This window comes from Chromobacterium haemolyticum (genome assembly GCF_009936155.1).
Lineage (GTDB): Bacteria > Pseudomonadota > Gammaproteobacteria > Burkholderiales > Chromobacteriaceae > Chromobacterium > Chromobacterium haemolyticum.
In genome coordinates this window covers 4,378,781-4,390,503 of sequence record NZ_AP019312.1, presented here as the reverse complement: position 1 = coordinate 4,390,503, position 11,723 = coordinate 4,378,781, and the positions used below count along the sequence as shown (strand labels likewise).

The window sequence follows — 11,723 nt, the reverse complement described above, 5'->3', positions numbered from 1 at the left end:
CGTTTCTTACCGCATTGAGGCAAGCGTCAAATGATCGCCCGTTCCGCCATCCGTCAGGCCCTGGCCATCCTCGGCAGCAGCATGTTGCTGTTGTGCTGGATTGAGCAGACCTCAATCAACGCCTATTGGCGGCAGACCTTTCACCGCCCCAGTCAGCTGGAGGCTTTGTCCGAGTTGAGCGTCTGGCGTCTAGGAGCGGAGCTGGGGCGGGAGTTCCGGGATCAGAGCCGAGGGCTGTTGACCAGGCTGGATCGGTGGGACGACGAGATGATCGCCTATTTCAACGCCTGCTGCCTGCGACCGGCTTTGTCGCCGGAAGCTGCGCCGGTGGAGCCCGCCGCGGCGCGGACAACGGCGGTAGTGCCCAGCGGCCCGCTGCAGCCATTGCCGTCGCCGTCGGCTCCGCCGCCGCAAGCGGCGGCCAAAGATCCCCGCATCTTGCTGCGGCCGGGGAGCAAGGTGTTGCTGGCTGGCGATTCCATGATGCAGGGGGTGGCGCCGCATTTGCTGCGGCCCTTGTTCAAGCTGCACCAGATCAAGGCGCTGGACCTCAGCAAGCAGAGCACCGGGCTGACCTATCCGGACTTTTTCAATTGGCCGGACACGATAGAACGACAGTTGGCGGCGAATCCGGACACCGGCCTCGTGGTGATTTTCTTGGGCGCCAACGATACTTGGGACATGGTGGGCGGCAGCCGCTACATCCGCTTTGCCTCCGAGGAGTGGGAGCAGCGCTACCGCGAGCGCATCCGCGCCATCCTGGCTTCGGCTCGCAAGCACCGGACGCAACTGTTGTGGTTGGGCGCGCCGAACATGGGCAAGGACAAGCTCAATCGCGGGGTGCATTACATCAATGGCATTTTCCGGGAGGAAGTTGAAGGCGCAGGCCAGCGTTATTTGTCCACCCGCGAAGCCCTGGGGAGCGAGGACGAGGCGTTCACCAAGTTCATGACGCTGCCCGATCAGGGCGAAGTGGCGGTACGCACCGCCGATGGCATTCATTTCACTCGCCAGGGCCAGGTATTGCTGGCGCGGCGCGTGTTGGCAGAATTGAGGTTTGAATGAAGTTGAGAATCAGCGCGGCATGGGTCGGCTGGCTGGTGGCGGCATCGGCGTTGGCCGCGCCGGTGCAGGATTTCGGCGAGATCAACCTGCCGAGGCTGGCGTCGCGGTTGAAGGCGATCTCCACAGCAGTGCAACCGGTGCGAGTCACCCAACTGGGGGATTCGCACACCGCGGCGGATTATCTGACCGGCACGTTGCGCGAGCGTTTCCAGGCCAAATTCGGCGACGCCGGCATCGGCTGGACGCCGCCGATGGCCGTGCCCGGCCAGCGCCACGCCCTGGTGATCGAGCGCAGCGAGGGTTGGGCCTTGACCAATAGCCGCAAGGACGGCGATCCGGACTTCCCGCTGGGCGGCTATATTGCCCAAGCCCAGAGGCCGGGCGCTGCCATCAGCCTGTTGCCGCGTAATCCGCTGGACGGCTTGTGGCGGGTGCGTTTCCGCGTACGAGCGGCCCAGGATGGGGCCGGCGCGCTGGACGTGGACGATGGTCACGGCAGCCGCAAGTTGAATCCGCCAGAACCGGGCAGAGGCTGGCAGACGGTGGAACAGAAGCTGTATTTCCCCTTCGTGGTGCGTGCCGGCGCGCTGCCGGCGGTGGAGCTGGGCGGGATAGAGCTGGAGCGGCTGGCGCCGGGCGTGGTGCTGGACAGCATCGGCAGCAACGGCGCTCAGCTTTCGATCTGGCAGCGCTGGGGCAAGAGCTGGAGCGCGCAGCTGGCGGAGCGCGGCAGCGATCTGGTGATCTTGGCCTACGGCGTCAACGAAGCCTTTGACGATCGTCTGGACCTGATCGAGTATCAGCTCAATCTGCAGGCGGCTATCAACACCATACGCCGGGATCTGCCGCAGGCGGCTATCCTGATGCTGGGCGCGCAGGATGCCGCGCGCAAGCGGGGCGCGGCCAGCAAGGAGTGCGTGCCGGGTCGTCCCTTGCAACTGGCCGCGGTCAAGCGCATTCAACAGAAAGTCGCGCGCGACAGCCATGTGCTGTATTGGGATTGGGAGCAGGCGATGGGCGGCCCTTGCAGCATGAAGCGTTGGCAAGCGCAGCAGCTGGCGCGGCCGGACATGGTGCACTTCTCGCAGCAAGGCTATGCCAAGTTGGCCGATGATTTATTCGATAACCTGATGGCGCGGCTCAGCCTGTGAGCGTAGTCGGCGCTGGATGAGAAAAGCCCCCGGAACGGGGGCTTTTGCATTGGCGAGGTTTCGCAGCTGGTGCTCAGTGTTGCCGAGCCGGTTCCTGCGGCGCTTCCGCGGCCGGAGGCGGGCTCAGGCGCAGCGCGCGCGCCACTTCCTGCTGTGCCCGCTCGGCTAGCGCAAAGCGGGTTTCCAGTCCGTTTTCCCAGGCTTTCAGCGGCTGGCCGTAGCTGACTTCCACCTCCATCGCCGGCATCGCCAGCACTTTGCGCACGCTTTGCAGAAAAGTCAGATCGCCGATAAAGGCGGGCTCCAGCGTTTGTTGTCCGTCCGCGCCGTAATAGCGCAAGCCCACTGGCTGCACGGTGCCGCGCGACAGCAAGGCGGCTTCGAACAACGAGGCCTTGAACGGCAAGAGATTCAGGCCGTCGGAGGTGGTGGATTCGGGAAACACCGCCATGCATGCGCCGTTCTCCATCGCATGCGCCAACGCCTTGTAGACGCGGCTGGCGTCCTTGCGCTTGCTGCGGTCGATGAACAGAGTGCCGCCCAGGTGCGCCAGCCAGCCCAGCACCGGCCAGGAGCGAATCTCTCGTTTGGCGACGAAGCGGGACACCGTGCAGCTATTGAGCACGAAGATGTCCAGCCAGGAAATGTGGTTGGCCACCAGCAAGGTGTTGGGCGGGTAAAAGCCGGGATTGACGCCGTTGATCCGCACGCTGATGCCCAGAATTTTCAGCGCGTGGGCGGCCCAGCGCCGGGTAACGACGGCGCGTTCGGCGTGGGCCAGCCGAGAATAACGGGTGGCCAGGATGAAGACTCCTATGGCCAAGTGGCCGAACAGGCGCGCGACGCGTCCTATCCGGGTGAGCGAAGAGGTTGTGGCGGTTGACTTCAAGATGCTTTGAGGCTCGGTGCGCAAGGTTGAGGCCGTAACTCTAGCATGGCTGGCATAGCGGACAATAGTAGGAACTGCGTTGGCCCTGGCGCAAATGCCGGATCGGCGTGCCGCATTGCCGGCAGGGCTGGTCCTGCCGGCCGTACACCATATAAGTTTGCTGGAAATAGCCGGGCTTGCCGTCGCTGTGCACGAAGTCGCGCAGCGTGCTGCCGCCGGCCTGGATGGCTCGGTTCAGCACGCTGCGGATTTCCTCGGCCAGCCGGCGGTATTCGCCGTCGCGCACCGTGTTGGCTGCGCGTGCTGGATGGATGCCGGCGTGGAACAGCGCCTCGTTGGCGTAGATGTTGCCGACCCCGACCACCACGTGGTTGTCCATCAGCATCAGCTTGACTGCGCTGCCGCGGCGTTGCGCGGCCCGGATCAGCGTGTCGCCGTCAAAGTCGTCGGACAGCGGCTCGGGCCCCAGCGCTTGCAACAAGGGATGGTGCTCGATGGCGCCGACATGCCACAGCACCGCGCCGAAGCGTCGCGGGTCGCGGTAGCGCAGCACATTGGGGCCCAACAGCAGGTCGACGTGGTCGTGTTTCTCCGGTGGAGTGTCCGCAGGCAGGAAACGCAGGCTGCCGGACATGCCCAGATGGATGATCAGGGTGCCGGCGTCGGTGCCCAGCAGCAGGTATTTGGCGCGGCGGTCGACGGAACGTATCGTCAGGCCGCGCAGGGTGGCATGCAGCTCCGGCGGCACCGGCCAACGCAGGCCGGCGTGGCGGACCACGGCGCCGTCCAGTTTGGCGTTCAAGAGGTGGGGCAGAATCCCGCGGCGGGTGGTTTCGACTTCTGGCAGTTCAGGCATGGGTAGAATGGCGCGAAGATAAAAACAGGTCATGCTATTCTACGCATTCAACAGGTTTATAAGCAGGTCTCTGACTCCATGCGAATGCAACGGCTGAAAAAAACACTCCCTTTGCTGATGGTCGCGCTGCTGTCGGCATGCGCCAATTTCAAGCACCCGGGCGCGGCGAAGGCGGTCGATGCCGGCAAACCGGCCGGCGACGAGGCCGCGATAACGCAGAAAGAAGATGAAACTCTATTGCCCAAGGCGGAGCTGACGCCGGAAATCCTTTATGGCGTGGTGGCCGGCGAAATCGCCGCCCAGCGCGGCTCGGTGGGCGCTTCCGCCGTGACCTATCTGGAACTGGCGCGACAAACGCGCGATCCGCGGCTGGCGCAACGGGCCGCCGAGTTTTCTATGTTCGCAGGGCTGCTGAAGGAAACCTCGGAAGCCTTGACCTTGTGGATGGAACTGGCGCCGGATTCGGTGCCGGCGAGAGAACAGCTGTTCATCACCCTGCTGCGCGCCGGCAAGTTGGCGGAAAGCAAGCCGCTGATCGAGGCGCTGCTGCAGAAAGAGCCGGAGCGCGCGCCGGCCATCTTCGTTCAGTTGGCGCGGTTGACCTCGCGCCAGAGCGACAAGCAGGCCGCTTATGAATTGGTCAAGCAGTTCGCCGCCCGTTATCCGGACCTGGCCGAGGCGCGCTTCGCGCTGTTGGCTGTGGCCGCCGAAGCCGGCGACCAGGCCACGATGAACCGCGAGTTCGACCGGCTGGCGCAGATCGCGCCGGCCTGGGACTTGCCGGTGGCCTGGCAAGTGGATCGGCTGCGCCGCGAGCAGTTGGATCAGGCCATTGATTTTCTGCAACGCGAACTGGCGCGACGGCCTAATGCCGGCCTGGAGCTGAAGCTGGCCAAGCCGCGGCTGCTGGTGGGCGCCAAGCGCTTCGCCGAGGCGCGACAGGCTTTCGATCAGCTCTTGCCCGGCAATCCCAATAATCCCGATTTGCTCTACGCGTCCGGCCTGATGGCTTACCAGATGCGCGATCTGCCTGCCGCGGAGCGGCATCTGCGCCAGGCGCTGGCGGCAGGGCATCCGGAGGCCAATTTCATTCGCTACACCCTGGGGCAGATCGCGGAGGAGCGCCAGGACGTCGGCGCGGCCAAGGGTTGGTATGAGATGGTGGGCGCCGGGCCGCAATTTCTGCCGGCGCAAGGCCGGCTGGCGGTGATGGAGGCCGGCGACGGCAAGCTGGATCTGGCCCTGGCGCGTCTGGCGCCCTTGGGCGGCAACGACCAGGAGAAAATCACCCTGGCCCTGCTGCAGTCCCAGCTGGCGCGCGAAGCCAAACAGCCGGGCAAGGCCCACGATTTGCTGAGCAAGGCGCTGCTGCGCATGCCCAAGGCGCCGGAGCTGCTGTACGAGCGGGCGCTGGTGTCGGACACCCTGGGCAATGTCGGCAACGCCGAGCGCGATCTCAAGCAAGTGCTGAAGGAAAAGCCGGGCGACGCCCAGGCGCTGAACGCGCTGGGCTATACCCTGACCAATCGCACCAGCCGTCATCAGGAAGCGCTGGGCTATATCGAGAAGGCGCTGAAGAGCGAGCCGGACAATCCCACCATCCTGGACAGCCTGGGCTGGGCGCAGTACAAGCTGGGCCGCCTGGACGCGGCCTTGAAGACGCTGCAGAAGGCCTATGCGCTGTTGCCGGACCCAGAGCTGGCCGCCCATCTGGGCGAAGTGCTGTGGAAGCTGGGTAAGAAAGAGGAGGCGCTGGGGGTGTGGAACAAGGCGCTGGAAGCTAGCCCGGAACATGATGTGCTGCGCGATACCATGCGCCGTCTGGGGGCGCATTGATGAGGTGGGGCGGTCTGATTCTGGCTTTGTCGCTTGTTGTGACCGGCTGCGCGACGCGCGAGGCGGTGTTCATGCCCTCCGCGACGCAGTCCGCGGATCAGCCGTTCGCGGTCAGCGGGCGTCTGTCGGTCAATCTGGACGGCAAGGGGCATGTCGCCAACTTCGATTGGCGGCATCAGCCCGAGCGCGACCAATTGGCGATCAACTCGCCGTTGGGCAATACAGTGGCCGAAGTGGTCCGCGACGCCGGCGGCGTCACCCTGCTGGCGGACGGCAAGGCCTGGCAGGCGCCGGATGTGGAAAGCCTGACCGAGAAAACCCTGGGCTGGCCGCTACCGCTGTCCGGCTTGGCCTGGTGGATCCGCGGCATGCCGGTGCCGGGCGAAGCTAGCGAGATCCGTCCCGACGGCGAGCTGTTGCAGCAGGGGTGGCGTATCCGCTTCGTGCGCGAGGCCGAGTCCGGCGAGCGCTATCCCAAGCGCGTGGATCTGGCCCGAGACGGTTTGACGGTCAGAGTGGTGACCCGCGACTGGCGCTGACCGCATCGCCACATACGTGTTATTTCAATGATTGCCATGGTGTTCTGTTGATGAGTTCCCCCGTATTCCAAGACTTTCCGGCCCCGGCCAAGCTCAACCTTTTATTGCACGTCGTCGGCAAGCGCCCGGACGGCTACCATTTGCTGGAGACGGTGTTCCGCTTCGTCGACTTCAGCGACACAGTGTCGCTGGCCCTGCGCGACGACGGCCGTGTTGTGCTGGAGACGCCGATTGCCGGCGTGGATCCGGAGCAGGACCTGACGGTGCGCGCGGCGCGTCTATTGCAGGCCCATGCCCAGTGCGGGTTGGGCGTGGCCATTCGTCTGGATAAAAAGATACCTATGGGCGGTGGTTTGGGCGGCGGAAGCTCCGACGCCGCCACCGTTTTGCTGGCCCTTAACCGCATGTGGGAACTGAATCTGCCGCGGGCGGTGTTGCAGGAACTGGGCTTGAAGCTGGGCGCGGACGTTCCGGTGTTTATTTTTGGTCGCAGCGCGCTGGCTACCGGCGTTGGCGAAAAACTGAATGAAATCAAATTGAAGCCGGCATGGTATGTGGTAATTCACCCTCAGGTGCAAGTGCCCACCAGCAAAATATTTCAAAATTTCTCGCAAGAGGTGTTGACAGAGGTAGGGGGCGTCGGCATAATGCGAATCCTCGAAACAACGCAGCAACGACGAAACGATCTGCAAGACGTTGTTTCGAATATGTACCCAGCGGTGAATGAAGTGCTGACCGAATTAAGAAAATATGGTTCGCCGCTGATGACTGGTTCCGGTTCCTGTGTGTTTCTGGAGTGCCAGTCTAAAGACGAAGCCGATAAAGTTTATCAGGCGGTGTCGATAAAATATAAGGGTTTTTTAGCAAAAGGACTCGATGTCCATCCCTTGATTGACAACGCTGAATAAAGGTTACTGGGGAGTCGCCAAGTGGTAAGGCACCGGATTTTGATTCCGGCATTCGTAGGTTCGATCCCTACCTCCCCAGCCAAGACTTTCTCTCAATAAGAGAGAGCATGAAAAAAGCGTGTAAGAATCCCTTACACGCTTTTTCTTTATCTAGCTAAGGCACACGAATCATGGCGGCATACGACAGTTTGATGGTATTCACCGGGACCGCGAACCCGGAACTGGCCCAAAACGTAGTCAAACATCTGGATATCTCGTTGGGACGCGCCGACGTCGGCAAGTTCAGCGACGGCGAAGTGGCGGTGGAGCTGCTGGAAAACGTCCGCGGACGCGACGTGTTCATTCTGCAGTCGACCTGTGCGCCGACCAATGACAATCTGATGGAAATCCTGACTATGGCCGACGCGCTGAAACGCGCTTCGGCCGGTCGTATTACCGCGGCAATTCCGTACTTCGGTTATGCGCGCCAGGACCGTCGTCCGCGTTCCGCCCGCGTGCCGATTTCCGCCAAGCTGGTGGCCAATATGCTGACCAGCGCCGGCATCGACCGCGTGCTCACCGTCGACCTGCACGCCGACCAGATTCAGGGTTTCTTCGACATCCCGGTGGACAACGTCTACGCGACGCCGGTGCTGTTGAAGGACATCCGCTCGCAGCGCATCGAAGACCTGATCGTGGTCAGCCCGGACGTCGGCGGCGTGGTCCGCGCCCGCGCGATGGCCAAGGCCTTGAACACCGACTTGGCCATCATCGACAAGCGCCGCCCCAAGGCCAATGTGGCCGAAGTGATGAACATCATCGGCGACGTGTCCGGCCGCACCTGCCTGATCGTCGACGACATGATCGACACCGCCAACACCCTGTGCAAGGCGGCCAGCGCTCTGAAAGAGCGCGGCGCCCAGCGCGTGCTGGCCTATGCGACTCACCCGATCTTCTCCGGTCAGGCGATCGATCGCATCAAGAATTCCGACATCGATATGGTGGTGGTGACCGACACCATCCCGTTGACCGCCGAGGCCAAAGCCTGCCCGAATATCAGGGTGGCCTCCATCGCCGGCCTGCTGGCCGAGACGCTGCGCCGGATCAACAACGAAGAATCGGTGTCCTACCTCTTCAATGAGGAACTGGTTGCGGCGGGCGCCTGCCTGCCGTGAACATCGGGCTCGCTGGTCGCGGCGGGCCGGGTGCTTTTAATCTGAAACTGGAGTTTTGCCATGTCTTTTGAATATACCGCCAGCAAGCGTGAAGAGTCGGGTACGAGTGCGAGCCGCCGCCTGCGTCACGCCGGCCAGGTTCCGGCCGTTGTTTACGGCGCTTCCAAAGAAGCCGTGTCCATCGTTCTGGACCACAACACCATGTACTACGCGCTGAAGAACGAAGCGTTCCACACTTCCGTTCTGGATCTGGTGATCGACGGCCAGAAAGAACAAGTTAAAGTGGCTGCGTTCCAAATGCACCCGTACAAACAGCAAGTAATGCACATCGACTTCGCTCGCGTGTAATCTAGCTGCCGTGCCGTCTGACGGTAACGGTTGAAAAGCTCGTTGCTAGCCGTCGGCCCGCAACGAGCTTTTTCATTTGGAATAAGAGAATATGTCCGGCATTCGCCTGATAGTGGGTTTGGGCAACCCCGGCCCCGAATACGATAGAACGCGCCATAACGCCGGTTTCTGGCTGTTGGATGAGTTGTGCTGGCGCTATAAGGGAAGTTGGCGCACCGACGGCAAATTTCACGGCGATATCGCCCGCGTGGATATCGAGGGACAGGACGTCTGGCTGCTCAAACCGATGACTTATATGAATCTGTCCGGGCAGGCGGTGTTGGCGCTGGCCCATTTTTATAAGATTCTGCCGGATCAGATTCTCGTCGTGCACGACGAACTGGATCTGCCTCCGGGCGCGGCCCGTTTCAAGCAGGGCGGCGGCCATGGGGGCCACAATGGCTTGAAGGACATCGCCGCTCGCTTGGGCTCGCCGGCTTTCTGGCGCTTGCGTTTGGGCATCGGTCATCCGGGAGACCGCAACGAAGTCGCCAATTTTGTGCTGAAGAAGCCGCGCGCCGAGGAACAGCAGGGGCTGGACGAGGCGATCGAGCAGGCGTTGCGGCAATTGCCGGCGGCCATCGGCGGCAAGATGGCGGCGGCGATGAAGGAATTGCACACCGCGGCCAAATGAGCGGCTGGGCAAACCGCCGGCTTGCGGCTATGCTGCGGCAGAACAAGATTTTTCAAGAATTCGAAGGAATGCGGACATGAGTCTGAAATGCGGTATCGTCGGCCTGCCCAATGTGGGCAAGTCCACCCTGTTCAATGCGCTGACCAAGGCTGGCATCGAGGCCGCCAACTATCCGTTCTGCACCATCGAGCCCAATGTCGGCATCGTGGAAGTACCGGACCAGCGTCTGGCCGAACTGGCCAAGATCATCAATCCGCAACGCATTCAGCCGGCCATCGTCGAATTCGTCGACATTGCCGGCTTGGTGGCGGGCGCTTCCAAGGGCGAAGGCCTGGGCAATCAGTTCCTGGCCAATATCCGCGAGACCGACGCTATCGTCAACGTGGTGCGCTGCTTCGAGGATGAGAATATCGTTCACGTTGCCGGCAAGGTGGATCCTATCGCCGATATCGAAACCATAGGCACAGAGCTGGCGTTGGCCGATCTGTCCGCGGTGGAAAAGGCGATGAACCGTGAGGGCAAGAAGGCGAAATCCGGCGACAAGGATGCGCGCGCCTTGATCGCGGTGCTGGAAAAGCTGGTGCCGCATCTGGATCAAGGCCTGCCGGCGCGCTCGCTGGACCTGAGCCCGGAAGAAATGGTCTTGGTCAAGCCGCTGTGTCTGCTGACGATCAAGCCGGCGATGTATGTGGCCAACGTGGCTGAAGACGGCTTCAGCAACAACCCCTTGCTGGAGCGGGTGCAGCAGCTGGCGGATAAAGAAGGCGCGCCGGTTGTGGCGCTATGTGCGGCGATCGAGTCCGAAATCGCTGAGCTGGACGACGCCGACAAGGCCGAGTTCCTGGAAACCTTGGGCTTGGAAGAGCCGGGTCTGGATCGTCTGATCCGCGCAGGTTACAAGCTGCTGGGTCTGCAGACCTACTTCACCGCCGGCGTTAAGGAAGTGCGCGCTTGGACCATTCACATCGGCGACACCGCGCCGCAGGCGGCCGGCGTGATTCACACCGATTTCGAGCGCGGCTTCATTCGCGCGCAGACCATCGCCTATACTGACTTCATCGCACTGGGCGGCGAGGCCAAGGCCAAGGAGGCTGGCAAGATGCGGGCCGAGGGCAAGGACTACGTGGTCCAAGACGGCGATGTGATGAACTTCTTATTTAATGTGTGATCTTATCGGATCGAAATAAAGGCATGCAGCTCAGGCTCATGCCTTTTTTTTGGAAGTAAACTGGTGCGCGGCAATGTAATGCCAGCGGGATGTTGATAAAAGGGAATACGTTTTGGAACGCCAAGCTGAAATTGTGGATGAGATTAGTTTGATTGATGTCGTTCGTTTTTGTAAGGATCAATGGCGTTTGATGGTGTTTCTGCCCATTATTGCGATTATGCTCTCAGCGGTGGTGGTGTTGATTGTGCCGGAAAGGTATGCGGCAACATCTCTGCTTCTGGTGCCTGCGCCGCTAGGTCCTCAGGGTGGGGCCAGCGTGTTGAAGGACAATGCGATGCTGGGTGAGGCCGCGAGTCATTTTGAACTGGCCAAGCATTACGATGTGGTGGGTGTGGACAAGACCAAGCTCAGCCTGTTGGACAATCTCAAGGTCACCGCCGGCAAAGATGGTTTGCTTGAGGTCTCGGTCACCGACGTGGACCCGGCATTCGCCGCCCGGCTCGCCAACTACCTGGTGGAGCAGACCCGGCAGCGGATTCTGGGCTTGCACGTGACGGAGCAGAGCAAGAAATACCTAGTGTTGAAGGAGCGGATCAAGGTAGTGCAAGGCCAGGTGTCGGAGGCGAAGCGGCAGCAGAAACAGTTGGGTAGCATGGCGGAGGCTTTCTTGAACAGTGAGTCTGCGCGAGTGATCGAGAGCTTCACACGTCTGGAAGCACAGATGAACGCCCAGCAAATGGAGGGGAATAGTCCGATACAGTCGTCCTTATTGCAATTGCGCGCGGAATTGGAGCGCAGCAATCCGCAGATAAAGTCAATCTCCCCGCGGCAGTTGGCCACGATGCGTGATTTGTTCTTCTACCAGGCCACGCTGGAGGAACTGCAGAAACAGGCTTTGGTGGCCAAAGCCTTGATGTCGCAGGATGTGCAGGTGGTGTTGCCTGCGAGTCCGCCTTTGGAAAAGGCCGGACCTAAGCGCGCGGCGATGGTGTTGCTGGCTGGTTTGGGAGGGTTTGCCTTGGCGGTGTTGATTGGCTTGGGGCGCAAAGCTTGGGGTTCCGTGTGTCAGCGCTTGCAAGCCGCCGAGTGAGAGGGGGGGTGACGAAATGGCCGCGGTTCGCGGCCATTGTTTTATC

12 protein-coding genes and 1 tRNA gene are annotated in these 11,723 nt (G+C 61.8%); 11 read left to right on the top strand and 2 right to left on the bottom strand.

The window, feature by feature from the left end; genetic code table 11:
* Positions 1 to 30: 30 nt before the first annotated feature.
* Positions 31 to 1,065, top strand: a complete 1,035-nt coding sequence (locus tag GYH29_RS20265) for an SGNH/GDSL hydrolase family protein (protein WP_081575121.1) — start codon at positions 31 to 33, stop codon at positions 1,063 to 1,065.
* A complete protein-coding gene (locus GYH29_RS20260) occupies positions 1,062 to 2,216 on the top strand; it encodes an SGNH/GDSL hydrolase family protein (RefSeq protein ID WP_081575120.1) in 1,155 nt (384 codons plus the stop codon). Before GYH29_RS20265 ends, GYH29_RS20260 begins: the two co-directional genes overlap by 4 nt.
* 73 nt (positions 2,217 to 2,289) lie before the next feature.
* Here GYH29_RS20260 and GYH29_RS20255 read toward each other — a convergent pair whose 3' ends face one another.
* Together GYH29_RS20255 and mutM are read right to left on the bottom strand one after the other, a co-directional pair.
* The gene (locus GYH29_RS20255; protein WP_039755374.1) at positions 2,290 to 3,105 is read right to left on the bottom strand and encodes a lysophospholipid acyltransferase family protein; all 816 of its coding nucleotides are present in this window, start codon (positions 3,103 to 3,105) and stop codon (positions 2,290 to 2,292) included.
* A gap of 40 nt (positions 3,106 to 3,145) precedes the next feature.
* A complete protein-coding gene (gene mutM, locus GYH29_RS20250; RefSeq protein WP_039755375.1) occupies positions 3,146 to 3,961 on the bottom strand; it encodes a bifunctional DNA-formamidopyrimidine glycosylase/DNA-(apurinic or apyrimidinic site) lyase in 816 nt (271 codons plus the stop codon).
* Positions 3,962 to 4,039: 78 nt separating this feature from the next.
* Between mutM and GYH29_RS20245 the strand changes: the two genes are divergently transcribed.
* The 9 genes from GYH29_RS20245 to GYH29_RS20205 all read left to right on the top strand — a co-directional run bounded on the left by GYH29_RS20245 (position 4,040) and on the right by GYH29_RS20205 (position 11,677).
* Positions 4,040 to 5,797: a tetratricopeptide repeat protein gene (locus GYH29_RS20245; protein WP_039755368.1), complete on the top strand. Its 1,758-nt coding sequence runs from the start codon at positions 4,040 to 4,042 to the stop codon at positions 5,795 to 5,797.
* Complete coding sequence (gene lolB / locus GYH29_RS20240) at positions 5,797 to 6,336, top strand: lipoprotein insertase outer membrane protein LolB (RefSeq protein ID WP_019102260.1); 540 nt, start codon at positions 5,797 to 5,799, stop codon at positions 6,334 to 6,336. Before GYH29_RS20245 ends, lolB begins: the two co-directional genes overlap by 1 nt.
* Before the next feature lie 50 nt (positions 6,337 to 6,386).
* On the top strand, positions 6,387 to 7,244 hold the full coding sequence (gene ispE / locus GYH29_RS20235; protein ID WP_161524292.1) for a 4-(cytidine 5'-diphospho)-2-C-methyl-D-erythritol kinase: 858 nt from the start codon (positions 6,387 to 6,389) through the stop codon (positions 7,242 to 7,244).
* 7 nt (positions 7,245 to 7,251) lie between these two features.
* Positions 7,252 to 7,326 (top strand) — tRNA-Gln (locus tag GYH29_RS20230).
* A gap of 88 nt (positions 7,327 to 7,414) precedes the next feature.
* Positions 7,415 to 8,398: a ribose-phosphate pyrophosphokinase gene (locus GYH29_RS20225; protein ID WP_043589892.1), complete on the top strand. Its 984-nt coding sequence runs from the start codon at positions 7,415 to 7,417 to the stop codon at positions 8,396 to 8,398.
* Between the two features lie 60 nt (positions 8,399 to 8,458).
* Positions 8,459 to 8,746, top strand: a complete 288-nt coding sequence (rplY, locus tag GYH29_RS20220) for a 50S ribosomal protein L25 (protein ID WP_043589895.1) — start codon at positions 8,459 to 8,461, stop codon at positions 8,744 to 8,746.
* A 91-nt stretch (positions 8,747 to 8,837) separates the two neighbouring features.
* The gene (pth, locus tag GYH29_RS20215) at positions 8,838 to 9,419 is read left to right on the top strand and encodes an aminoacyl-tRNA hydrolase (RefSeq protein ID WP_019102264.1); all 582 of its coding nucleotides are present in this window, start codon (positions 8,838 to 8,840) and stop codon (positions 9,417 to 9,419) included.
* Between the two features lie 76 nt (positions 9,420 to 9,495).
* Positions 9,496 to 10,587 (top strand): redox-regulated ATPase YchF, encoded by a 1,092-nt coding sequence (gene ychF / locus GYH29_RS20210; protein ID WP_043589896.1) that lies wholly within the window; start codon positions 9,496 to 9,498, stop codon positions 10,585 to 10,587.
* 112 nt (positions 10,588 to 10,699) lie between these two features.
* Positions 10,700 to 11,677 (top strand): Wzz/FepE/Etk N-terminal domain-containing protein, encoded by a 978-nt coding sequence (locus tag GYH29_RS20205; RefSeq protein WP_081575118.1) that lies wholly within the window; start codon positions 10,700 to 10,702, stop codon positions 11,675 to 11,677.
* The last annotated feature ends 46 nt before the right edge of the window (positions 11,678 to 11,723 follow it).

What these genes read in the sequence shown, in the direction of transcription:
- GYH29_RS20265 (WP_081575121.1), top strand. Translation starts at nt 31, where the DNA reads ATGATCGCCCGTTCCGCCATCCGTCAGGCCCTGGCCATCCTCGGCAGC.
- GYH29_RS20260 (WP_081575120.1), top strand. Translation starts at nt 1,062, where the DNA reads ATGAAGTTGAGAATCAGCGCGGCATGGGTCGGCTGGCTGGTGGCGGCA.
- mutM (WP_039755375.1), bottom strand. Translation starts at nt 3,961, where the DNA reads ATGCCTGAACTGCCAGAAGTCGAAACCACCCGCCGCGGGATTCTGCCC.
- GYH29_RS20245 (WP_039755368.1), top strand. Translation starts at nt 4,040, where the DNA reads ATGCGAATGCAACGGCTGAAAAAAACACTCCCTTTGCTGATGGTCGCG.
- lolB (WP_019102260.1), top strand. Translation starts at nt 5,797, where the DNA reads ATGAGGTGGGGCGGTCTGATTCTGGCTTTGTCGCTTGTTGTGACCGGC.
- ispE (WP_161524292.1), top strand. Translation starts at nt 6,387, where the DNA reads ATGAGTTCCCCCGTATTCCAAGACTTTCCGGCCCCGGCCAAGCTCAAC.
- GYH29_RS20225 (WP_043589892.1), top strand. Translation starts at nt 7,415, where the DNA reads ATGGCGGCATACGACAGTTTGATGGTATTCACCGGGACCGCGAACCCG.
- rplY (WP_043589895.1), top strand. Translation starts at nt 8,459, where the DNA reads ATGTCTTTTGAATATACCGCCAGCAAGCGTGAAGAGTCGGGTACGAGT.
- pth (WP_019102264.1), top strand. Translation starts at nt 8,838, where the DNA reads ATGTCCGGCATTCGCCTGATAGTGGGTTTGGGCAACCCCGGCCCCGAA.
- ychF (WP_043589896.1), top strand. Translation starts at nt 9,496, where the DNA reads ATGAGTCTGAAATGCGGTATCGTCGGCCTGCCCAATGTGGGCAAGTCC.